The 20,996-nt window shown below is 74.8% G+C and carries 21 protein-coding genes and 1 pseudogene; 11 read left to right on the top strand and 11 right to left on the bottom strand.

Features of this window, described 5'->3' with window-relative positions; all coding sequences use genetic code 11:
- Nucleotides 1–2: 2 nt before the first annotated feature.
- Nucleotides 3–851 (top strand): aminotransferase class IV, encoded by an 849-nt coding sequence (locus tag OG455_RS08795; RefSeq protein ID WP_266291823.1) that lies wholly within the window; start codon nt 3–5, stop codon nt 849–851.
- 81 nt (nt 852–932) lie between these two features.
- On the opposite strand, the gene OG455_RS08790 is transcribed toward OG455_RS08795, so the two are convergent.
- The 3 genes and pseudogenes from OG455_RS08790 to OG455_RS08780 form a co-directional block, all read right to left on the bottom strand.
- On the bottom strand, nt 933–2,159 hold the full coding sequence (locus tag OG455_RS08790) for a DUF2254 family protein (RefSeq protein ID WP_266291822.1): 1,227 nt from the start codon (nt 2,157–2,159) through the stop codon (nt 933–935).
- A 177-nt stretch (nt 2,160–2,336) separates the two neighbouring features.
- Nucleotides 2,337–2,741 (bottom strand): SHOCT domain-containing protein, encoded by a 405-nt coding sequence (locus OG455_RS08785; protein WP_266291820.1) that lies wholly within the window; start codon nt 2,739–2,741, stop codon nt 2,337–2,339.
- 563 nt (nt 2,742–3,304) lie between these two features.
- A pseudogene (locus OG455_RS08780) lies at nt 3,305–3,544 on the bottom strand (type B 50S ribosomal protein L31); the annotation flags it as partial.
- 356 nt (nt 3,545–3,900) lie between these two features.
- Between OG455_RS08780 and OG455_RS08775 the strand changes: the two are divergent.
- Nucleotides 3,901–4,320 carry a molybdopterin-binding protein gene (locus tag OG455_RS08775; protein ID WP_266291819.1) on the top strand — a complete coding sequence of 140 codons (420 nt, stop codon included), beginning with the start codon at nt 3,901–3,903 and terminating at the stop codon, nt 4,318–4,320.
- Between the two features lie 166 nt (nt 4,321–4,486).
- Nucleotides 4,487–5,194: an RraA family protein gene (locus tag OG455_RS08770; RefSeq protein WP_266291818.1), complete on the top strand. Its 708-nt coding sequence runs from the start codon at nt 4,487–4,489 to the stop codon at nt 5,192–5,194.
- A 52-nt stretch (nt 5,195–5,246) separates the two neighbouring features.
- Here the strand turns inward: OG455_RS08770 and OG455_RS08765 are convergent, their stop codons facing one another.
- Both OG455_RS08765 and OG455_RS08760 read right to left on the bottom strand, forming a co-directional pair.
- Nucleotides 5,247–6,128, bottom strand: a complete 882-nt coding sequence (locus OG455_RS08765; protein WP_266291816.1) for a diacylglycerol kinase family protein — start codon at nt 6,126–6,128, stop codon at nt 5,247–5,249.
- 1 nt (nt 6,129) lies between these two features.
- Nucleotides 6,130–7,782: an FAD-binding oxidoreductase gene (locus tag OG455_RS08760; RefSeq protein ID WP_266291815.1), complete on the bottom strand. Its 1,653-nt coding sequence runs from the start codon at nt 7,780–7,782 to the stop codon at nt 6,130–6,132.
- Nucleotides 7,783–7,830: 48 nt separating this feature from the next.
- On the opposite strand from OG455_RS08760, the gene OG455_RS08755 reads away from it, so the two are divergent.
- On the top strand, nt 7,831–8,487 hold the full coding sequence (locus OG455_RS08755; protein ID WP_266291813.1) for a TetR/AcrR family transcriptional regulator: 657 nt from the start codon (nt 7,831–7,833) through the stop codon (nt 8,485–8,487).
- Complete coding sequence (locus OG455_RS08750; protein ID WP_266291812.1) at nt 8,484–10,091, top strand: glycerol-3-phosphate dehydrogenase/oxidase; 1,608 nt, start codon at nt 8,484–8,486, stop codon at nt 10,089–10,091. Before OG455_RS08755 ends, OG455_RS08750 begins: the two co-directional genes overlap by 4 nt.
- Nucleotides 10,092–10,118: 27 nt before the next feature.
- On the opposite strand, the gene OG455_RS08745 is transcribed toward OG455_RS08750, so the two are convergent.
- On the bottom strand, nt 10,119–10,478 hold the full coding sequence (locus tag OG455_RS08745) for a DUF6204 family protein (protein WP_266291810.1): 360 nt from the start codon (nt 10,476–10,478) through the stop codon (nt 10,119–10,121).
- A 130-nt stretch (nt 10,479–10,608) separates the two neighbouring features.
- Between OG455_RS08745 and OG455_RS08740 the strand changes: the two genes are divergently transcribed.
- Nucleotides 10,609–11,010 carry a hypothetical protein gene (locus tag OG455_RS08740; RefSeq protein WP_266291808.1) on the top strand — a complete coding sequence of 134 codons (402 nt, stop codon included), beginning with the start codon at nt 10,609–10,611 and terminating at the stop codon, nt 11,008–11,010.
- Nucleotides 11,011–11,065: 55 nt separating this feature from the next.
- Here the strand turns inward: OG455_RS08740 and OG455_RS08735 are convergent, their stop codons facing one another.
- Nucleotides 11,066–11,449, bottom strand: a complete 384-nt coding sequence (locus tag OG455_RS08735; RefSeq protein ID WP_266291806.1) for an RNA-binding S4 domain-containing protein — start codon at nt 11,447–11,449, stop codon at nt 11,066–11,068.
- Between the two features lie 9 nt (nt 11,450–11,458).
- Nucleotides 11,459–13,327 (bottom strand): BTAD domain-containing putative transcriptional regulator, encoded by a 1,869-nt coding sequence (locus OG455_RS08730; protein WP_266291804.1) that lies wholly within the window; start codon nt 13,325–13,327, stop codon nt 11,459–11,461.
- 348 nt (nt 13,328–13,675) lie between these two features.
- Between OG455_RS08730 and OG455_RS08725 the strand changes: the two genes are divergently transcribed.
- From OG455_RS08725 to OG455_RS08710, 4 genes are all read left to right on the top strand, one after another.
- On the top strand, nt 13,676–14,416 hold the full coding sequence (locus OG455_RS08725; RefSeq protein WP_266291803.1) for a GNAT family N-acetyltransferase: 741 nt from the start codon (nt 13,676–13,678) through the stop codon (nt 14,414–14,416).
- 372 nt (nt 14,417–14,788) lie between these two features.
- Entirely contained in the window at nt 14,789–16,036 is a 1,248-nt protein-coding gene (locus tag OG455_RS08720) for a S53 family peptidase (protein WP_266291802.1), read from the top strand.
- 118 nt (nt 16,037–16,154) lie between these two features.
- Nucleotides 16,155–17,615, top strand: coding sequence for an ADP-ribosylglycohydrolase family protein (locus OG455_RS42025; protein WP_323185445.1), 1,461 nt, complete (start codon nt 16,155–16,157; stop codon nt 17,613–17,615).
- 10 nt (nt 17,616–17,625) lie between these two features.
- Nucleotides 17,626–17,877, top strand: coding sequence for a hypothetical protein (locus OG455_RS08710; RefSeq protein ID WP_266291801.1), 252 nt, complete (start codon nt 17,626–17,628; stop codon nt 17,875–17,877).
- 43 nt (nt 17,878–17,920) lie between these two features.
- Here OG455_RS08710 and OG455_RS08705 read toward each other — a convergent pair whose 3' ends face one another.
- Nucleotides 17,921–18,430 carry a MarR family winged helix-turn-helix transcriptional regulator gene (locus OG455_RS08705; protein WP_266291799.1) on the bottom strand — a complete coding sequence of 170 codons (510 nt, stop codon included), beginning with the start codon at nt 18,428–18,430 and terminating at the stop codon, nt 17,921–17,923.
- 116 nt (nt 18,431–18,546) lie between these two features.
- Here OG455_RS08705 and OG455_RS08700 point away from each other — a divergent pair, with 116 nt between their 5' ends.
- On the top strand, nt 18,547–19,473 hold the full coding sequence (locus OG455_RS08700; RefSeq protein ID WP_266291797.1) for an NADP-dependent oxidoreductase: 927 nt from the start codon (nt 18,547–18,549) through the stop codon (nt 19,471–19,473).
- A gap of 77 nt (nt 19,474–19,550) precedes the next feature.
- Here OG455_RS08700 and OG455_RS08695 read toward each other — a convergent pair whose 3' ends face one another.
- On the bottom strand, nt 19,551–19,904 hold the full coding sequence (locus tag OG455_RS08695) for a VOC family protein (RefSeq protein WP_266291795.1): 354 nt from the start codon (nt 19,902–19,904) through the stop codon (nt 19,551–19,553).
- A 7-nt stretch (nt 19,905–19,911) separates the two neighbouring features.
- A complete protein-coding gene (locus OG455_RS08690; RefSeq protein WP_266291794.1) occupies nt 19,912–20,952 on the bottom strand; it encodes a helix-turn-helix domain-containing protein in 1,041 nt (346 codons plus the stop codon).
- Between the last annotated feature and the right edge of the window lie 44 nt (nt 20,953–20,996).

Genomic DNA, 20,996 nt, shown 5'->3' with positions numbered 1-20,996 from the left:
CGATGACCGCCGCCGGTGAGCTCCTCCTCGCCTGGGACCCGGAGCGCGACCTGCTCACCCGCCCCGACCCCGGGGCGGACGCCCTCCCGCTGCCCGCCGCCCCGACGCCGCCCCCGCTGCTGGCCGCCGACTCCTGGCTGGTCCAGGACGGCCTGACGCGCGGCCTGGCCCTGCACCGGGAGCGCTTCGCCGCCGCCTGCCTGGAGGCCGGCCCGACCCCGGGCGCGGTGGCCCGGTTCTGGCGGGCCGCCGTCGCCGAACTGCCGCGCACCGGCGCCTGGTTCCCCCGGGTCGAACTGGGGCCCGCGCAGGCGCTGGGACTGCGGCTGCGCCCGGCCCCGCCCCGGGGCCAGGAGGTCCGGGTGCTGCCCTGGACACCGGGGGACCCGAGGAGTGCCCCGCAGCGCAAGGGCCCCGACCTGCCGCTGCTCGCCGAACTGAAGGCCGCCGCACAGGCCAGGGGCGCCGACGACGCGCTGCTGAGCACGGCCGGCGGGCAGCTGATCGAGTCCACCACCGCGAGCCTGCTCTGGTGGGAGGGGGACGTCCTGCTGCGCCCCGAATCTCCCGGCCAACTGCCCGGGGTCACCGCGGAACTGATCAGCTATCAGGCCCGGAGCCTGGGCATCGCCGTGCTGCGCCGTCCGGTCACCCTGGCCGGACTCGCCGGTCGGGAGGTCTGGCTGGTCAACGCCCTGCACGGCATCCGCCCCGTCACGCGCTGGGTGGGGACCCGGCACCAGGCCGGCCGACCCGAGCGGGCGCCGCACTGGCGGCGGATGCTGGCCGGGCTGCGCGAGGACCTCGGGCCCCACCCGGCCGGGGCAGGGTTCGACCGGGCAAGGGGCTGACCCGGGGCAACCGCAGCGCTGCCGGTCACGTGCGGTCGGTCACGTGCGGTCGGTCACGTGCGGTCGGTCACGTGCGGTCGGTCACGTGCGGTCGGTCACGAGCCAGGGGAACCTGGTGGACCACTCGTGCTCCACCCAGGCGATCCGGTGGTCGATCGCGCCGTGCAGCTCCGGGCCGGTCACGGTCAGCAGGTGCCGGAGCAGTTGCCGGATCCGGGTGAGCACCATCGGCGAGGCCGCCGCGGCCGCGATGACGTCGTCCAGGCAGGAGCGCAGCAACTCGTCCCAGCCCGGCAGCTCCAGGACGACCCGCACGGCGCCGTCGCCGTCGGGGATCACCAGCGTTCCGGTCGCCGTCCCCGCGGCCCGGGCGATCAGGTCCTCCAGGTCGTCGAGTGCCTGCACGGCGGTGGCGGCATCGTTCACCGCCGGGGAGAGCGCGCGCAGGGCGATGTCGGCGAGCAGCCGCAGGGCGAAGGTCGGATCCTGCTCGAAGGTCCGCTCCCGCCCGGTGACCAGGCACTCCAGCACGGCCGCACCGGACAGCTCCCCGCCGTGCACCCCGGCCAGGACGGCACCCTGCCGCAGTGTGCTGCCGGGGACCTGCCGCAGCACCACGACCGAGCCGGCCGCGCGGGCCCGGGTGAGCAGCCGGTCGATGTCGACCTGCTGCAGCACGGCGGGCGGATGCGGCCAGCCGACCGTCGAACGGAGCGCCGGCAGCCCGGCGCCGGCCCCGGACCCCGCCGCTGCCGTGACCCCCGCCGCTGCGGTGGACCCGCCCATCGACTCGGCCGCGAACCTCGCCAGGACGGCGCGGCCGCGTTCGGCGACCGAGCCGAGCACGGCCGCCAGTTGCAGGGCGGCGACGGCCTGCAACTGGAGGGCGCGCAGCATCACGCACAGGGCCAGCAGCAGGAGCAGCTGGGCCAGCGGCACGGCCACGGAGACCGTGGTCTCGTCGCCGATGGCCAGGGCGGTGGCGAGCGAGAAGGTGATCAGGCCGATGGTGAGCGCGAAGGTCCGCCAGACGATCGGGGCGTCGCGGAAGAGCATCAGACGAGGGGTGAAGGTGGTGGCGGCCCACTGCACGACCAGGATGAGCAGCGAGAAGATCAGCGCGACGGTGCCCAGCAGCCCCAGGCCCAGGGCGAGGGCGATGTCCGTGACGGGCGTGGCGGGCAGCAGTGGCCCGCGGTGGATCCGCGGCAGCAGGATGCCGAAGGCCACTCCGGCCAGCAGGGCCAGCAACTGCACGGTGTCCGCCCGCAGCCGCCGACGCCGCCGCAGCGCCATCCGCGCGCTCACCGCGACCCCTTCCCCGGTCGCCCCACGCCCGGCGCGGGCTGGACCGGTTCGTTTCGCACCATTTCGACTCGCGCCATCGTCACCCTCGGTAGTCCCTGTGCGACCCTCCGGCGCTCGTGGCGGCGGCCCCCGGGCCTGTTCGACCCGGGGGCCGCCGACGGCCGGTGGCTGCCCGTGTCAGGCGAGCAGCTTGTCCTTGGCCTTCTGGTACTCCTCGTCGGAGAGGGCGCCGCTGGCCTTGAGGTCGGCGAGTCTGGCCAGTTCGTCGACGTGGCCGCTCCCGCTCCCGCCGCCAGGGGTGCCGGCGGCGTCCTTGATGTAGGCCTTGAACGCGGCGTCGGCCTGCTGGGCCTGTTCGAGGTCGCGCTGGCCCATCGAGCCGCCGCGCACGATCAGGTAGGCGAGCACGCCCAGGAGTGGGATCACGATGACGAAGATCGTCCACAGCGCCTTGCTCCAGCCGCCCATGTCATGGCTGCGGAAGATGTCCGTGATGACCTTGAAGATCAGGAAGATCCAGAGGACGAAGACGAAGAACTCCAGCATCGTCCAGAAGATGTTGAGCAGCGGATAGTCGTGCATGATGCTCCTCTCCCGGTGGACGGCCGATGATCGGCGACCACCCGGCGGACGGCGCGGTCCGGAGGCGGACAGCAGTCAAACGAGTCATATCACCATAATTCGGACATGGCCTGTCCTGGCCGTTCGGGCAGGGGAGCGGTCGGGCGGGGGAGTGGCCGGACGGGAGCGCACGGGAGCGGGGGCGCGGGAGAGGGCCGCGCGGCTGCCCCGGTGCGGCGGCAGGGGGGCGGGTGCGCGGGCCCCGGGGTGGCTAGGGGCAGCGGCTCTAGCGATTTGCAAGGGCAGTGCGGCAGTCTCGGTGCCGAGCTCACCGGGTCTTCCCCCGTCCCGCAGTGAGCTGCCTCGCCCGGGCCCGGAATGCTCGCGGCGAGGCCGGAGAGCTGCAGGCCTTCCGGCTTCTGGCCTGCGGCTCTCCGGCCCCCTTGGTCCGACCGTGGTGGTCGCCCGCCTCAGGCGGTCGGCCCGTCCTGCGTCTGCTGCCCGTCCTGCGTCCGCTGCCCGTCCTGGGCCTGCCGCGGGTCCTTCGCCTGCTGTCCGGCGCCGTCGCGGCGGGCGGCGGCGGCCTTGCCGTAGCGGCGCTCGAAGCGCTCCACCCGGCCCGCGGTGTCGACCACGCGCGAGGTGCCGGTGTAGAACGGGTGGCTCGCGGCGGAGATCTCCACATCCACCACGGGGTAGGTGTTGCCGTCCTCCCACTCGATGGTCTGGTCGCTGGTACGGGTCGAGCGGGTCAGGAAGGCGAGGCCGCCGACCCGGTCGCGGAACACGACCGGCCGGTACTCCGGGTGGATCTCGGGCTTCATGGGGCCTCCAGCGGTGACGGATTGACGTCCTTCGGGGATATCAGCAGCGCTGCCCACCCGGCACCGGGGCGCGGTCGGTCGGTGCGCACTCTCGCAGGACGGAGTGGTCAAGGTCGTCACGTCGGGCGGCTCCAGCGGCTCCAGCGGCCCCTGGCCCTGCGGCCCCCGGCGGGCCTTGGTCCTGACGGGTGAGCCGGACCGCCGACCTGGCGGAATCTGCGAGGGCCGCCCCCGGTCGGCCCTGGCGGATGCGAGTGAGGTCCGCCGGGCCCGGGGCGGGCGTGGCAGGGTGGGCCGCAGTGGCAGCCCGATCTGCGAGGTCTGCCCGATATGCGACGTCGACCGAGGAGCCCGTCATGACCCTGAGCATCCGCAACCAGATCCCCGGCACCGTCACCGAGGTCACCGCAGGCGCCGTCATGGCGACCGTGCGCGCCCGGCTGACCGGCGGTCAGGAGATCACCGCCGCCATCACGCTCGACGCGGTGAAGGAGCTCGGCCTCGCGGAGGGTTCGGCCGTCAACGCGCTCGCCAAGTCCACCGAGATCGCCCTCGCCACCGCGCCGGTCTCCGGCCTGAGCATCCGCAACCAACTGCCGGGCACCGTCACCGAGGTGGTCACCGGCGGCGCGATGGCCACCGTCAAGGTGAGCATCGCGGGCGGCGAGCTGACCGCCGCGATCACCAAGGACGCCGTGCAGGACCTGCGGCTGGTCGTGGGCAGCGGCGTGGTCGCCCTGATCAAGTCCACCGAGATCTCGCTCGCCGCGTCCTGAGCCGTCCTGAGGCGTCCTGAGCTGTCCTGAGCTGTCCTGAGCCGGCCTGAGGCGGGGCGCGTTGCGCGGGCGGGGGCCGCTCCCTGATGATGGGTCAGTAGGGATACCGAACCCGGTGCCCGACCCGATACCCAACCCAGCAGCGCGGCGCGAGAGGGCGGACCGGATGGACCACCACGAGCTTCAGCAGCGGTTCGAGACGTTGACCACCGCCCACCTGGCCGACGCCTGCCTGCGCGCACAGGTCCCGGTGCGCTGCGCGCCCGCGCCGCTGCGCGCGGTGGTGCCCGGCGGCCGGGTGGCGGGGCGGGTGCTCCCGGCCCGCCACGTGGGCAGCGTCGACCTCTTCCTGGAGGCCTTCGAGACGGCCGAGCCGGGCGATGTCCTGGTGGTGGACAACGCCGGCCGGTCGGACGAGGCCTGCGTCGGCGACCTCGTGGTGCTGGAGGCGCGCACCGCCGGGGTGGCGGGCGTGGTGGTCTGGGGGCTGCACCGCGACACCGCCGACCTGCGGGCCATCGGGCTGCCGGTGTTCAGCCTGGGCGCGCTGCCCACCGGCCCGCAGCGGCTGGATCCGCGCCCCGCCGACGCCTTGGCCGCCGCCACCGTGGGGGAGTGGACGGTGACGCCGGACGACCTGGTGGCCGGCGACGAGGACGGCGTGCTCTTCCTGCCCGCCGGCCGCGCCGCCGAACTCCTCGCGCTCGCCGAGGGGATCCGCGACACCGAGCGCCGCCAGGCCGAGCGGATCCGCTCGGGCGACACCCTGCGGGCCCAGGTCCGCTTCGGCGCCTACCTCGCCGCGCGCCGCGCCGACCCCGCGCTGACCTTCCGTGAGCACCTGCGCGCGGTCGGCGGCGCCATCGAGGAGTGAGGCGCCGCCCAGCTGTGAGGCGCCGCCGAGGAGCGGCGGTCGCCGTCCCCGCCTACGGCACCAGGATGCGCAGCGCCCCCGGCAGCACCTTGATCCGGGCCGGGAGTTCGGCGATCTCGTCGCCGTCCGCGCAGACCGGGATCGCGCGGTCGGCGTCCACCACCACCTCGCGGGCGGGGCGCACGCTGACCTCGGGCCGGCGCAGGTGGGTGCCGCGCTTGGCCTCGCGCATGAAGGAGACCACCTTGGCGCGCGGCCCGTCGCCGACCACCATCACGTCGAGCAGCCCGTCGTCCAGCAGCGCCGTCGGCACGATCCGCAAGCCGTGGCCGTACGCACCGGAGTTGGCCACCACCACGGTGTGGCCGCGCACTTCGCGCCGCTCGCCGTCGACGGTCAGCGTGTAGCCGGCCGCGCGCCAGCGCAGGATCGCCTGGAGCGGGGCGAGGCGGTAGACCAGCAGGGCGGGCAGCGCGCGCCCCGCGTTGATGATCTGGGTGGCCAGCGCGTCGATCCCGATGTAGACGTTGCCCGGCACGACCACGCCGTTGACCTCCAGCACGTCGATGGTCCGGCTGCGTCCCGCCAGCAGCAGGTCGGCCACCGCCGCCGGGTCGCCGACGCCGGGCAGCCGCAGCGTGCGGGCCAGGTCGTTGCCGCGCCCGGCCGGCACCACGGCCATCGTGCCGGCGCCGCGCACCGCGCCCTCGGCCACGTCGCGCACCATGCCGTCGCCGCCGACCGCGACCACCACCTCGCCGCGCTCGGCGGCCTCCCGGGCGCTGGCGATGGCATGGTCGCGGCCGCGGGTCGGCACCGAGCGGACGGTGGCGCCGCCCGCGCGCAGCCGCGCGGCGATCGGCTCCCAGCGGGCGGCGGCGTGGCCGCCGCCCGAGATCGGGTTGACGATCGCGGTGAACCCCCCGGCGGCCACCTCAGTGTCCGTTCTCGGCGGCGGTGCCGCCCTGCGACGACGCGTCCGAAGCCGGGATCAGCACGCCGGGGTTGAGGATCCCCGCCGGGTCCAGCACCCGCTTGACCGCCTGCAGCGAGGCCACCGCCAGCGGGCCCACCTCGCGGGCGTAGACCTCGCGGTGGTCGGTGCCCACCCCGTGGTGGTGGGTGATCGCGGCGCCGGCGGCGCGGATCGCCTCGTTGGCGGCCGACTTGGCGGCCTGCCACTGGGTGAGCGGGTCCTCGCCCTGGGCGCAGGCGATGGTGAAGTAGAGCGAGGCGCCGGTCTCGTAGACGTGCGAGATGTGGCAGAGCACCAGCGGCGGGGTGCCCTGCGCGGTGAGCGCGCCGCTCAGCGCCTCGGTGACGGCCGCGCGCAGCGCGTGCAGGTCGGACCAGAAGGTCACCGTCTCCAGGGTCTCGATCAGCACGCCCGCGTCCAGCAGCGGATCGCGCAGGTAGGGCGCGCGGTAGCGACCGTGGCGCCAGGCCTCGCCCGGCTCGGTGCCCAGCGGCTGCCCGCCGGCCGCGGTCAGCACCTCGCCCGCCCCGGCCCGGCGGGCGGCCACCTCGGCGGCGGTGCCCTCGTAGCCGGTGACCGCCAGGCAGCCGCCCGGTCCGCCACCGAACATCGCGGCCGGGTCGGCCAGGTTGACCGAGGTCTCCGCCTCGTCGGAGAGCCGCAGCACGGTGGGCACCGGACCGTCCTGGACCAGCTTGCGCAGCGCGTCGGCGCCCTGCTCGAAGGAGTCGAACCGCCAGGCCTCGTAGACCCGTTCGGCCGGCAGCGGGCGGACCCGGACGGTCACCGAGGTGATCACGCCGAGGGTGCCCTCCGAGCCGAGCACCAGTTGGCGCAGGTCCGGGCCGGCCGCCGACTTCGGCGCGCTACCCAGCTCCATCGTGCCGCGCGGGGTGGCCAGCACCAGGCCGACCACCATCTCGTCGAAGCGCCCGTAGCCGGCCGAGGCCTGGCCCGCCGAGCGCGCCGCCGCGTAGCCGCCGATGCTCGCGCCCTCGTAGGACTGCGGGAAGTGACCCAGCGTCAGACCGCGCTCGCGCAGCAGCCGTTCGGCCTCCACTCCGCGCAGGCCGGCCTGCAGGGTGGCGGTGCGGGAGACCTCGTCGACCGCGAGCACGGCGTCCAGCCGGCCGAGGTCGAGCGCGACCAGGCCGGCGAAGCCGTCCCGCTGCGGGGCGAGGCCGCCGACCACCGAGGTGCCGCCGGAGAACGGCACGACGGCCAGCCGCAGCCGCTCGCACAGCTCCAGCACGGCCACCACCTCCTGGTGGCTGCCGGGGAAGAGGACGGCGTCAGGCGCGTCGGTGACGTCGCCCGCGCGCAGCTTCAGCAGGTCGGGGGTGGACCAGCCCCGGGTGTGGCCGATCCGCGCGGCGTCGGCGGTGCTCACCCGCTCGGCGCCGAGGACGGCGGCCAGCTCGGCCAGCGCCTTGTCGTTCACCGCCGGGGCGGGCAGCGCCAGGGTGTCGAGGTCGACCGGCGGCCGGGCGGGCGTGCGCACCCCGAAGGCGGCCAGCGTCTCGGTCGCGGCGGCCGGGAGTTCGGTGCGGCGGGCGGGGTCACCCCAGCGGTAGGGGTGGAAGTCCGCGACGGGCAGGTCTGACTCGGTCATCGGGATCCTCAAGGGGCCGGAGGGGCAGGCGCTGATACACTTGTACATGTGGTGTCGCAGCGAATCAACACGCGAGAAGAACCGAAGGCCGCCAACGCCATCCCCGAGGAGCGGATCCTCGAAGCGGCGTACCGGCTGTTGCTGACCATCGGCATGCAGCGGATCACCATGGCCGACATCGCCCGCCAGGCCGGTGTCTCCCGGGCCACCCTCTACCGCCGCTGGGGCGGGGTGCGCGAAGTGCTCGGCACCCTGACCACCCGGGTCTGGACGGAGCTGGCGGAGAGCGCCTTCCCGCTCGGCGAGGCGGCGCACGGCCGGGCCCACGTGGTGGACGGCGTGGTCCGCCTGGCCCGCGCGATCCGGGTCCACCCGCTGCTGCGCAAGATCATCGAGCTGGACCCGGACTTCCTCACCCCGTACCTGCTCACCCGGCGCGGCACCAACACCAACCACCAGCTGGCGATGCTCGAAGCCGGCCTGCGCGCGGGCATCGCCGACGGCTCGGTCCGGGCCGGCGACCCCGCGCTGCTGGCCCGCGCGGTGCTGCTCAGCGCCTGGTCCTTCACCCTCACCGGCCCCGTCTTCGTGGACGCCCCGGACGGCACGGGCGCGGCCGTCGACGAACTGGACGACGAGCTGCGCCTGCTGCTCGACCGCTACCTGATGCCGACCCCCGACTCGGAAGGCGGTCCCGCCGCATGACCGGACCCTCGCAGCCCACGGCGGCCCCCGGCGCCGCCCCCGCCGCCCCCGGCGCCTCGCTGAACGCCGCCCGCCGCGCCCGCGAACTGGCCGAGCTGGCCGAGTCGGCCGGATCGGCCCGGGGCTCCGCGCCGGTCGTCGACGTGCTGGTCATCGGCGGCGGGGTGACCGGAGCCGGCATCGCGCTGGACGCCGCCGCGCGCGGCCTGTCCGTCGTCCTCGCCGAGAAGCACGACCTCGCCTTCGGCACCAGCCGCTGGAGCTCCAAGCTGGTCCACGGCGGCCTGCGCTACCTCGCCTCCGGCAGCGTCGGCATCGCCCGCGAGAGCGCGGTGGAGCGCGGCATCCTGCTGGAGCGCACCGCCCCGCACCTGGTGCACGCGCTGCCGCAGATCGTCCCGCTGCTGCCCGGCACCAAGCCGGCCGGCGCCGCCCTGGTGCGGGCCGGCTTCCTGGCCGGCGACCTGCTGAGGGTCACCGCCGGTACCTCCTCGGCCACCCTGCCCCGCTCCCGCCGGCTGGCCCCCGCCGAGGTGCTGCGCTACGCCCCCACCGTGCGCTCGGCCGGGCTGCGCGGCGGCCTGGTCTTCTGGGACGGCCAACTGGTCGACGACGCACGGCTGGTGGTCGCGCTGGCCCGCACCGCGGCGGCGCACGGGGCGCGGATCCTGACCCGCTGCGCGGTCCGCGAGGCGCACGGCACCGGCGCCCGGCTGACCGACGAACTGACCGGTGAGTCCTTCGAGTTGCGGGCCCGCGCGGTGGTCAACGCGGCCGGCGTCTGGGCCGGCGAGCTGGCCCCCGGCCTCACCCTGCGCCCCAGCCGCGGCACCCATCTGGTGCTGCCTCAGTCCGCCTTCACCGGTCCCACCGGCGCGTTGAACGCCGGGCTGACCGTGCCGGTGCCCGGGGAGAGCAACCGCTTCGTCTTCGCGCTGCCCGCTCCCGACGGCCGGGTCTACGTCGGCCTCACCGACGAGGACGCGCCCGGCCCGGTCCCCGACGTGCCGCAACCGGCCGAGGCCGAGATCGACTTCCTGCTGCGCACCATCAACTCCGCGCTGCACAGCCCGCTCAGCCGCGCCGACCTGCTCGGCACCTTCGCCGGCCTGCGCCCGCTGCTGGACGACGGCACCGGGCGGACGGCCGACGTCTCCCGCAAGCACGCGGTGCTGACCGGCCCCGACGGCCTGGTGACGGTGGTCGGCGGCAAGCTCACCACCTACCGCCGGATGGCCGAGGACGCGCTCGACGCCGCCCTCGCCCGGGCCGCACTCACCGCGCGCCCGTGCCGCACCCGCACCCTGCCGCTGGTCGGCGCCGCCCCCCGGGCCCGGCTCGCCGATCTGCCCGCCCCGCTGCGCCTGGTCCGCCGCTACGGCACCGAGGCGCCCGCCGTGCTGGCCGAGGCCGGGGCCGACCCGGCCCTGCTCGCCCCGATCGCCCCCGGCACCGAGACCACCATGGCCGAACTGCTCTTCGCCGTCCGCCACGAGGGCGCCCTCGACGCCGACGACCTGCTCGACCGCCGCACCCGGATCGGGCTGGCCCCCGCCCACCGGGCCGCCGCCCGCTCTGCGGCGGAGCGGGCCCTGGCGCGCTGAGGGCTGCCGCAGCCTTCAGGTTCGCGCTCAGGCGGCGCCGGAGGCCTGGGCGCGGCGCTGCCGCTTGCCCAGCGCCGCCTTCGACAGGTCCTCCGCCACGGAACGCAGGTTCTTGTAGCCGTACCCGCGCCCGTCCAGCCACGCCACCGCCGTGGCCTCGGCCCGTGCGGCGGCGGGCACGAGGTCCTCGTCGGCCTCGCCCGACTCCAGGAACCGGAAGGTGAAGTCGGCCCGCGCCGCGAGCTCGTAGGAGAGGTGACCCTCCTTCGTGTAAGAGGCGAACAGCACGTCGTGCTCCGCCGCCGCACTCAGCAGCGCGGCCCGCTGCGCCTCGCTCAGGCCCTCGAAGGCGCCGCGGACGGTGATTCGGAAGGTGCGCTCACTCATGCGGGCGACCCTAACCGCCGCGCCGGGCCGAGTGCCACCCGATTTGTCCAGCCCTCGCACCGGTATTCTCCACACCGGCCGGCAGGCGGTCCCGGAGTAGGCGGAGGCGCGTGTGTTCGTACGGTTCCAGGTGACGGAGCCCAACCGCCGGGGCAGCTACCCCGGGGTCTTCGCGCTGATCAACGGGCTGTCCGCGGCCGGAAGGCTGACCGAGGAACAGGAGGCCTTCCGGCGCGGCAGCTACGCCTGGTTCGAGGAGAACTACGCCAACCCCTCGGACATCGACCCCGCCGTCTACGACCGCGAGCGCAACCCGGGAGCCCAGGCCTGGTTCAGGGCCACGGCGCGGCCGCACCTCGAACAGGTGCGGGGCCATCTGGCGATCCTCGCGGCGCACGGGGTGGGGTGCGAGGAGCTGCGGTCGGCGGATCCGGGGGTGGTGGTGTACGAGGACGAGCACCAGGTGGTCGTCATCCCACGGGCCGGCAGCGTGGCCGGTACGGAGGCGGGGTCTGCTCCCGAGAACCCCTGAACGGCCTGTGGGGACAGCTCTGCTGAGTGGGCGTCAGGCGGTTGCCGTCATGCCGTCAGCCGCCCGGCCGGCCGAAGAGCTGCTCCAGGGCGCGGCGGTCACGCTTGGTGGGGCGGCCGGCGCCGTGCTCGCGGACGGCGACGGGGGCGGGGCCCAGGGCGGCGGGGCGCGGCGGGCTGTTGTCGACGAAGCACTCGACGGCGACCGAGGCGCCGACCCGCTTGCTGAGCACGCGGGAGACGACGACCACCCGGGTCCAGTCGTCCTGGCGCACCCGGACCTCGTCGCCGACCTTGACCGGGTGGGCGGGCTTGACGCGCTCGCCGTTGATCCGGACGTGGCCGGCGCGGCAGGCGGCGGCGGCGAGGGCGCGGGTCTTGGTCAGGCGCACCGACCAGATCCAGCTGTCCACCCGGGCGGTGGCTTCGTCTACGGCCATGACCCGACTCTAACCCGCCGCACGGGCGTCCTGTGGCGGGGCCGGCGCCGCCGCCACGGGCTGCTGCCGGCCGTAGACCCGCAGCAGCCAGGGGAATCCGTACCAGTCCGGTGCCCGCGCGGTGAGCACCTGCGCGTCGACCAGCCGCGCCAGGGCCGCCTCGCAGCCCGGACCGAGCAGGCCCTCGGCGAACCGCAGGCCGAAGGCGGGCCGGTCGGCCCGGGCGAGCCGGGCGAAGGCGCCGGCGGCGGCCGGGTCGAGGTCCTGGTGCACGGCGGTGAGGCCGGCCCGCACGTCCAGTGGGCCGACCCGCAGTTCGGCGAAGAGCCGCTGCTCGCTGCCGAGCCGTTCGGCCAGCTGCCGCGCGCTCCAGCCGGGGCGGGCGGCCAGCCGGGCCGCGCAGACCCGCAGCGCCAGCGGCAGGCCGCCGCAGCGTTCGGCGAGCGCGGCCAGGGCGGCGGGGCCGTCGGCGGCGTCCTGGGTGCCCGTGTCCGTGTCCGCAGGCACGTCCGTGTCCGCGTCCGTGTCCGCGTCCGTGTCCGTGGAGACGGGCGCGGGCGCGCCGTCGGCCACGGGACCGGTGCCGACGGGTGCGGCCCGCAGCAGGCGGGAGAGCAGCAGCCGGGCCTGCGCCTCGGGCAGCAGCGGCACTTCCACCGGCACCGCGCCCGGCAGCCCGTGCAAGCGCCCCCGCGCGGTGACCAGTGCGGCGCAGCCGGGGCCGCTGGGCAGCAGCGGTCGCACCTGCGCGCTGTCCCGGGCCTGGTCGAGCACCAGCAGCACCCGCCGGTCGGCCAGCAGCGAGCGGTAGAGCGCCAGGCGGGCCGCGGGGCCCGCCGGGAGCGCTTCGCGGGCCACGCCCAGCGCGAGCAGCAGCGTGCGCAACACGCTGCTCGGCGCGGCGGGGCGGACGCTGGTGCCCCGCAGGTCCGCGTAGAGGGTTCCGTCGGGGAACGCCCGCGCCACGGCGTGGGCCGCCTGCCCGGCCAGCGCGCTCTTGCCCACGCCCGGCAGCCCGCTGAGCACGGCGACCGCAGGTGCGGTGGGTGGGGGAGTGGTCAGGTGCGCCGCCAAGGCGTGGAGTTCCGGCTCACGGCCGGTGAAAAGTGATACCTGCTTGGGTAGTTGATGGTGCGTCAGATAGCAGAAGGTGGTCGAGGGCGGCTGCTCGGCCGGTCCTGGGGCCAGGTCGGGCTCCCGTGCGCTCGAACCGCTCGATCCGCCCGCCCGCCGGTGTGCGGCGGGCGCCTCCGGCCGCCGTCCGCTCTGCCGCAGCGCCGCCGTCAGCAGCGCCCGGAACCGCTCACGCTCGGGGTGCGCCGCGGTGAGGCCGCGCAGTTCGGCGGTGATCGTGGCCAGCCGGTGGTCCAGGTGCAGTTCGGCGGTCAGGCAGCGTTCCAGTGCGGTCAGTCGCAGTTCGGTCAGTCGAGGGGCCTGCTCCCGGTGCAGTGCCCGTGCCGGGACGTCGGCCAGCAGCGGCCCGCGCCACAGGCCCACGGCCTGGCGCAGCAGTTCGGCGGCACGCGCGTGCGCGCCGGCGTCCAGGGCGCGTCGGCCCTGGTCGGCGAGTGAGACGAACCGCTGGACATCGAGCTCCGCCGGCTCGATCCGCAGCAGGTAGCCCCCCGTCCGCGTCTCGATCCTGGTCCCGGCGGGCCCCAACTGCTGCCGCAGCCGCATCACGTAGTTGCGCAGGGTGGTGGCGGCGGTGCGCGGCGGCCGGCCGTCCCAGAGGATCCCCGCCAACCGCTCGGCGGGCACCGGCCGTCCGGGTCGCAGCAGCAGCGCGGCCAGCACCACGCGCTGCTTGGCCGCCGGCACCGGGTACTCGCCGGCCTGGTCGCGGATCAGCAGTGGCCCGAGGATTCCGAACTCCACGCGTGCCCCCACCGTGGTCAGTGGCCGGTCGGTCGATCGTCCCGGTCCGGCCCGAGTGGCGGCTCTCCGGGGGTGGCCGGGGGCCCGGTCGATCGATCCCGGAACCCGGCCGTCACCTCGCGGACACCTGTGAGTTGACGATCCAACAGATCGCTTGAGCCGCAGCCTAATCCGCGGATCGCGTCGGCCCAAACCAATGATCGGCGCCGGGGCGCGGCGATGGTCGGCGAGGTGCGCGCGGTGGAGGTGACCGGCGCTCTGACTGAGAGGGTCCGCCAGTGGGGAAAAGCCGTTGCCCGCGGCAGCGGGTAGGTCGATCATGACGGGGTGTCGGATCTGCTTGAGCGCGTGACAGCCTTCCGTGCCGCCTTCGCCCGCCGCCAAGCCGCGGAACTCGTCGAGCTGCCCGGGGCCTTCGCGGTTCGCGACCCGGACTTCTCCCGCTCCCAGGAGCACAACCAACTGATCGTCGAGTCCCTGGACGCCGACCCGGCAGCACTGCCCGGGCTGGCCGTGCGGGGCCTCGGGGCGCGTCGTCAGTACCGGATCACGGTGCTCGACGAGGCGCTCGGCGCGCGAGCCACCCCGGTACTGGCGGCAGTCGGCTACGAACGGGACACCGAGCTGGTACTGGCCCGGGAGACAGCCGGCTGTGCGCTGCCCGAATGCGCCGCGCACCAGGTCGAGCCGGCCGAACTGCGAGCGGCGGTGTTCCGCCAGCAACTGGAATGGACCCCGGACGAGGACCTCGCCCGGCAGCTCACCGAGCGCCGCACCGCGCGGCTGCGCGGCGCCGAGCAGGTGCTCTTCCTGGCCGCCCGGACGCCGGACGGCGAGATCGCGGCCTGGGCCGACCTCTACCTCGACTCCACCGCCGGGCTGGCCCAGTTGGAGGACCTGGTCACCGCCACGCCGCACCGTGGGCAGGGCCACGCCGACACCCTGCTCGCGACCGGCCTGGCGCTGGCCGCCGCTGCCGGAATCCCGCAGCTCTTCCTCACCGCGGACGTGAACGACTGGCCGCGCGAGTGGTACGCCCGCCGCGGCTTCACCGAGCTCGGCCGCAGCCACTCCTTCCTCCACCGCTGACGGCGAGGACCGCGCACATGGGCGGGTGGTCGTGCGCAGTCCCGCGGACGCCGTGCGCACGCTGGTGATGGGCCCGCGCCAGGGGCAGCGGCATCACCGACGTTCCGTCAGCTTCCGACCGCGCCGAGTGACACACGATCACCTCCTGTTTCTCCCAGGTAACCCCCAGATTGAATCTTGCCCCAACTCTTGTTGACCTGACCATGTCTGGCTAGCCTCATCGCCAGTTGCCCGACCGAACGAGGATTCGGGCGGCGTCACAGCCCTACACAGGCACACCCCTGCTCAGGCACACCCCCACACGGGGCGACCCCGATGCGGACATCCCCATGCCCGCATGCCCCCGGTTCACCAGCCACAGGAGGCAGTTCCTTGCTCAGCACCCCCACCGCCCGGGTCCGCCAGATCGCCCTCGCGCTGACCGGCACCGCCGCCCTCGCGCTCACGGCGCTCGCCACCGCCGGCCCGGCAGGCGCCACCGCCTCGACCGTCTACAGCAAGGGCGGCACGTCCTGGGTGCGCTCCTGCGCGACCCTGGCCAACGGCGACAACATGGCGTGCAACGCGCTCCGGGTGACCAGCGTGGCGCAGCACATCAGCCCGCTGGGCGTCACCCCGAACGCGGCGCCGTCCGGCTACGGCCCCAGCGACCTGCGCAGTGCCTACAACCTGCCCGCCAACGGCGGCGCCGGCCAGACGGTGGCCATCGTGGACGCCTACAACGACCCCAACGCGGCGTCGGACCTGGCCGTCTACCGCGCGCAGTTCGGCCTGCCCGCCTGCACCGTCGCCAACGGCTGCTTCAAGCAGGTCAGCCAGACCGGCAGTACCACCAGCCTGCCGACCAACGACTCGGGTTGGGCCGGCGAGGAGTCGCTGGACCTGGACATGGTCTCGGCCATCGCGCCGAACGCGCACATCATCCTGGTCGAGGCCAAGTCCGCGACCACCGCCAACCTCGGCACCTCGGTCAACGAGGCCGTCAAGCTGGGCGCGAAGTTCGTCTCCAACAGCTACGGCGGCGGCGAGTCCTCCTCGGACACCAGCTACGACACCAAGTACTACAACCACCCGGGCGTGGCGATCACCGCCTCCTCCGGTGACAGCGGCTACGGCGTCGAGTACCCGGCGGCCTCCAAGTACGTCACCGCCGTCGGCGGCACCGCGCTGAGCAAGGCCTCCAACGCGCGCGGCTGGACCGAGTCGGTCTGGTCCACCTCCAGCTCCGAGGGCGCCGGCTCCGGTTGCTCGGCCTACGACGCCAAGCCGACCTGGCAGAAGGACACCGGCTGCGCCAAGCGCACCGTCGCCGACGTCTCGGCGGTCGCCGACCCGGCCACCGGTGTCGCGGTCTACCAGACCTACGGCGCCTCCGGCTGGCAGGTCTACGGCGGCACCAGCGTCGCCTCGCCGATCATCGCCTCGGTCTACGCCGACGCGGGCGCCCCGAGCGCGGCGATCCCGGCCGCCGACGCCTACGCCCACACCTCGGCGCTGAACGACGTGACCAGCGGCAAGACCGCCAGCTGCAGCCCGGCGTACCTCTGCACCGCCGAGGTGGGCTACGACGGCCCGACCGGCCTCGGCACCCCGAACGGCCTGGCGGCCTTCACCGGCTGACGCACCGTCGCACCGCTCGCTCGGCACGCGGTCGGCGCCGATCCCCAGGCCAGTCGCCCGGGGATCGGCGCCAACTCGCATGCGTGCGGCCGCTCCCGGCTGGCATGATGAGCCGCCTATGACCACCAGCGACCCGTCGAGCAACGGACCCACCCGCCCCTTCGACCGCAGTGCCTCCGAGCACAGCCCCTTCGACCGCAGCCCCTTCGACCACAGCGCCTTCGACCACCGCGCCGCCGCCCGCGACTCACTGCGCGGCCTCGCCACCGGCGACGCCTTCGGCGCCCAGTTCTTCGTCCCGGCCAACCTCCCCGCGCTGCGCGAGCGGCGACTGCCGCCGGCACCCTGGCCCTGGACCGACGACACCGAGATGGCCGGCTCCGTCTTCGCCGCCCTGCGCGACCGCGGCACCGTCAACAGCTATGAACTGGCCCACTCCTTCGCCGAGCACCACGACTTCGACCGCGGGTACGGCGCCTCGACCAACCGCATGCTGCGCCTGGTCCGGGGGCGCGGCGACTTCCGCAAGCTCGCCGCCGAGGCCTTCGACGGCAAGGGCTCCTGGGGCAACGGCGCGGCGATGCGGGTGGCTCCGCTGGGCGCCTGGTTCGCCGTCGACCCGGCCGAGGCCGCCTGGCAGGCGGCCAGGTCCGCCGAGGTGACGCACACGCACCCGGAGGCGGTGGCCGGCGCGATCGCCGTGGCCGTCGCCGCCGGTTGGGCGGCGCGGTCGCGCGGTGAACGGGCCGGCGGGGAAGGGGCCGATGGTGAACGGGCTGCCGATGGTGAACGGCCCAGCGACGCCGACCTGTTCGCCGCCGACCTGTTCGCCTCCGTGCTGGCGTCGACGCCGCCGAGCAAAGTCCGCGAAGGCATCGCCGAGGCCCGCGCGCTGCTCGGCCAGGAGGCCTCGCTGGTGGCCCAGGTGCTCGGCAACGGCCGCCACGTCAGCGCCGTCGACACCGTCCCGTTCGCCCTGTGGTGCGCGGCGACGCACCTGGCCGACTACCGGCAGGCGCTGTGGACCACGGCGGGCCAGGGCGGCGATGTCGACACCACCTGCGCCATCGTCGGTGGCATCGTCGCGGCCCACGTCGGCACCGAGGGCATCCCGGCCGACTGGCGGGCGGCGACCGAGGAACTGCCGCAGTGGATGGCCGCGGACCGGCTCGGCGCGGATCTCGGGCCGGCCGACTTCCCGCGCCATCGGCCGATGGAGCGACCCGAGCCCATCCCGGTGACCGGCCAGGAGTGGACGGCCGGGCAGTGGCAGCGGATCCGGCACGGCGTCAGCTCCCGTGCCATGGAGGAGCGTTGGGAGGCCCACCTCACCACGGACGGCACCCAGCTGGAGATCTTCCGCAACTCCGTCGACACCCCGTGGTACGCCGTCGAGCTCACCCGCACGGCCGGCGGCGCCCGCCCGACGCGCGCCTGGGTGGACGGCCCGCACCGCCACCGCCGCGGCGGGGACGAGGTCGAGACCGCGTACCTGGAGTTCCTGCTCGACCTGCTCTTCGGCCACGACCACCGCGCCGACCTCTGGGAGCGCTACGAGCGGTTCATCACGCCGAGCTGAGCTCCCGGTGGTGCTCGACCACGTCGGTATTCCGGAGGCGGGGATTGCCACGGGTGCCCTCGCCCTCCTCGGGCTCGCAGCCGGCGGGCTCGCCGGCTTGGTGCGGTTCTGGGGGATGCTGGTCGCGAAGGACCGCACCGGCTCTGCGGCCAAGGCGGTGCGGCGCAGGAGCGCGGCGTTCGGCCTGGTCGCTCTCGTCACCGCGGTGGTCAGCGGCGCACTCGCCCTGGTCGGGACCATCGTCTTCGCCGTCGTGCTCTGAGCCTGACCCCACTGAGCTCCGCGTTCGGGGTGACGCCAGGTGCTCACCCTGGCTGAACCCCGGGCAGCGCCCGGTCCAGCAGGTCGAGCAGGGCGCGGCGGCCTTCCTCGCCCAGCCGCTCCAGGCCCGGGAGGTGGTCGAGCATCCGGGTGTCGATCTCCCGCACCACCGCCTCGCCCCGGTCGGTGAGCCGCACGGTCTTGATCCGCCGGTCGGTGGGGTCGGGGGCGCGGCGCACCAGTGAGCGGGCCTCCAGGCGGTCGACCAGGCCGGTCACGTTGGATGCGTCGCAGCCGAGCAGGCCGGCCAGGGCGCGCATCGGCATCGGCTGCCGGACCAGCACCAGGACCTTGCCCTGCATGGGCGTGAGCTCGTGCTGCGCGGCGATGAGGCCGAAGCAGTGGTAGTAGCCGTCGGCCGCCCGGGCCAGCCGCTCCATGAGGTCGGCGGGGGTGGGTGCGGGGGTGGGTGCGGGCGTGGGCGTGGTGGGTGTGGCGGGCGCTGCGACCGCAGCCGCCGCCGCGGGCGGCGCGGAGTGTGTGAGCCGGGTCATGGCTCCGAGTCTAGGGGATTACTTGACATTCTCAACCATGGAGTCATACCTTCGAATCATTGCTTGACGATGTCAACAATCGATCAGATCAAATCTTTCTGCACGGGAGCACCACCATGAAGGCCATCACCTACCGCGGCTACGGCGGACCCGACGTCCTGGAGTACGGCGACGTCCCCGAGCCCAAGCTGGGCGCCGACTCGGTGCTGGTCAAGGTTCGCGCGGCCTCCGTCAACCCGGTCGACTGGAAGATCCAGGCCGGCTACCTCGACAGCGCGATGGACGCCGTCTTCCCGGTCATCCCCGGCTGGGACGTGGCCGGCGTGGTCGAGCGGGTGGGCGTCGGCGTCACCGAGTTCGCGCCCGGTGACGAGGTCATCGGCTACGTCCGCGAGGACATGGTGGGCCGCGGCACCTTCGCCGAGTACGTCGCGGCCCCGGTGCGCACCCTGGCCCGCAAGCCCCGCACCCTCGGCTTCGAGCAGGCCGCCGGCCTGCCGCTGGCGGGCCTCACCGCCTACCAGGCCCTCACCGGCGCGCTGGCGCTGCGGCCGGGCGACACCGTCCTGGTGCACGCCGCGGCCGGCGGTGTCGGCTCGCTCGCCGTCCAGATCGCCCGCGCCCTCGGCGCCCGGGTGATCGGCACCGCGGGCGAGCGCAACCACGACTACCTGCGCGCCCTGGGCGCCGAGCCCGTCAGCTACGGCGAGGGCCTGGCCGACCGGGTCCGCGCCCTCGCGCCGCAGGGCGTGGACGCCGTGCTCGACCTGATCGGCGGCGACGCGCTGCACGCCTCCCCGGCCCTGCTGGCCACCGGCGGCCGGCTCGCCTCGATCGCGGACGGCTCGGTGCTCGCCCTCGGCGGCCGCTACGTCTTCGTGCGCCCCGACACGGCCGACCTGACCGCGCTCGCCGAGCTGGCCGAGGAGGGCCGGCTGCGGGTGGAGGTCGCCGCCGCCTTCCCGCTGCACCGGGCCGCCGACGCCCAGCGCCTGAACGCCGAGGGCCACACCCGCGGCAAGATCGTCGTCACCGTCCCGTAGGCCAACCGGTTCGGATCAGCAGCCGCGGGACCGGCGGCCGTGGGCACGGTCAGGCAGGCAAGGTCAGGCAGGCAAGGTCAGGCGGGCTGCCACAGTTCGACCCGGTTGCCCTCCGGATCGGTGACCCAGCCGAATCGTCCGATGCCGTCCATGTCCTGCGTCCCCGCGGCCACGTCCGCTCCCTTGGCGCGCAACTGCGCGAGCATCGCGTCCAGGTCGCGGACCCGGAAATTGAGCATGGCCTGCTGGGCGCGGGAGCCGAAGTAGTCGGTGTCGGACGGGAACGTCGCGAACACCGTCACCCCGGCGCCCTGCTGCCACAGGCCGTTCTCATCGGCGTCCAGGCCCAGGCAGTCGCGGTACCAAGCGCCCAGGGCGACCGGGTCGGCGGCGCGCAGGAAGTATCCACCGATGCCGAGCACGCGTTCCATGTCGCCATCATGCCAGGACGGTGGTCGGGTGGCTCGGACCGGCCGCGGCGAGCAGGCAGTCGGCGGCCGCGGTCCGGGCGTAGAGCAGGGAGCGGCCGGCCCGGTGGGTGCTGACCAGGCCCGCGTCGCGCAGGGCGGTGAGGCACTGGGACACCGTGGCGGGGGAGAGGCCGGTGCGGTGGGCGAGGTCGGTGGTGGAGGCCGGGCTCTCCAGCTCGGTCAGCAGCCGGGTGCGCGAGCGGCCCAGGACGGCGGCGACGGCCGCCGTCCTGGGGGCGGGCCGGGTCTGCCACAGTGAGCCGATCCCGCGCGCCTGGTAGGCGAGTTGGGGCGGCTCGGGGTGGGTCACGCGGGTGAGCAGGTGCTCTCCGGTGAAGGCCGAGGGGATCAGCAGCAGACCGGCGCCGGCCGTGCGGCGGCTCAGGGCGCGCCGCCGGCTGGCCAGCCGCAGCGCGTTGTCGTCCCAGCTGACCGAGGGGTGCAGGTCGTTGAGCAGGTGGCCGGTGCCGTATTCGGCGACCTGCCTGGCCCGCTGGAAGACCTCGGCGTCGAGCACCGCGCGCAGCCGCGCCCAGAACGGGGCGAGCGCCAACTCCCAGTACGTCTCGATCTCTTCCGCGAGCCGCGCCATGGGGGTCCGCCCGGCCGGCGGCCCGGGGCGGGACGGCGGCGCGGCGTGCAGCGACCGCGCCCGGGGGCCGAGGCTCCCCTGCTCGTGGCGCAGCCGGTCGAGGTCCGCGCGGATCCGGTCGGTGGGCGTGGTCGTGATCACGGCCAGTTCCTGCGCCAGCGTGGGAGCCGGTGAGACGGGTGCCGGGTTGAGGAAGTCGGGAACGTAGCCCGACCGCGGCACCAACTCGGCCAGCCAGCCGTGTTCCAGGCCGGCGGCGACCACCCGGGGCCTGACCTGCTCGGCCCAGGGCCGGTGCACCGGGTGCGCGGCACCGGAGAAGAGCAGTTTGAAGCTGGTCCCGACCTCCCACATCGGCGAGACGGCGAACCGCACCAGGGCCAGGTCGCTCGCCGAGAACGCCAGTTCCGCCGGCACGGGTCTCCTCCTGGGGCAGGGATTCGGGTATGTGTGAATGATTG

This window comes from Kitasatospora sp. NBC_01287 (assembly GCF_026340565.1).
GTDB lineage: Bacteria > Actinomycetota > Actinomycetes > Streptomycetales > Streptomycetaceae > Kitasatospora.
Note: the sequence above shows the minus strand (reverse complement) of the source record. Positions and strands in the feature narration are given on the sequence as shown.

Excerpts from the sequence above, each read along its gene's own strand:
- OG455_RS08795 (WP_266291823.1), top strand. The coding sequence starts at position 3 with ATGACCGCCGCCGGTGAGCTCCTCCTCGCCTGGGACCCGGAGCGCGAC.
- OG455_RS08785 (WP_266291820.1), bottom strand. The coding sequence starts at position 2,741 with ATGCACGACTATCCGCTGCTCAACATCTTCTGGACGATGCTGGAGTTC.
- OG455_RS08775 (WP_266291819.1), top strand. The coding sequence starts at position 3,901 with ATGACCCTGAGCATCCGCAACCAGATCCCCGGCACCGTCACCGAGGTC.
- OG455_RS08770 (WP_266291818.1), top strand. The coding sequence starts at position 4,487 with ATGGACCACCACGAGCTTCAGCAGCGGTTCGAGACGTTGACCACCGCC.
- OG455_RS08760 (WP_266291815.1), bottom strand. The coding sequence starts at position 7,782 with ATGACCGAGTCAGACCTGCCCGTCGCGGACTTCCACCCCTACCGCTGG.
- OG455_RS08750 (WP_266291812.1), top strand. The coding sequence starts at position 8,484 with ATGACCGGACCCTCGCAGCCCACGGCGGCCCCCGGCGCCGCCCCCGCC.
- OG455_RS08745 (WP_266291810.1), bottom strand. The coding sequence starts at position 10,478 with ATGAGTGAGCGCACCTTCCGAATCACCGTCCGCGGCGCCTTCGAGGGC.
- OG455_RS08735 (WP_266291806.1), bottom strand. The coding sequence starts at position 11,449 with ATGGCCGTAGACGAAGCCACCGCCCGGGTGGACAGCTGGATCTGGTCG.
- OG455_RS42025 (WP_323185445.1), top strand. The coding sequence starts at position 16,155 with ATGACCACCAGCGACCCGTCGAGCAACGGACCCACCCGCCCCTTCGAC.
- OG455_RS08705 (WP_266291799.1), bottom strand. The coding sequence starts at position 18,430 with ATGACCCGGCTCACACACTCCGCGCCGCCCGCGGCGGCGGCTGCGGTC.
- OG455_RS08700 (WP_266291797.1), top strand. The coding sequence starts at position 18,547 with ATGAAGGCCATCACCTACCGCGGCTACGGCGGACCCGACGTCCTGGAG.
- OG455_RS08695 (WP_266291795.1), bottom strand. The coding sequence starts at position 19,904 with ATGGAACGCGTGCTCGGCATCGGTGGATACTTCCTGCGCGCCGCCGAC.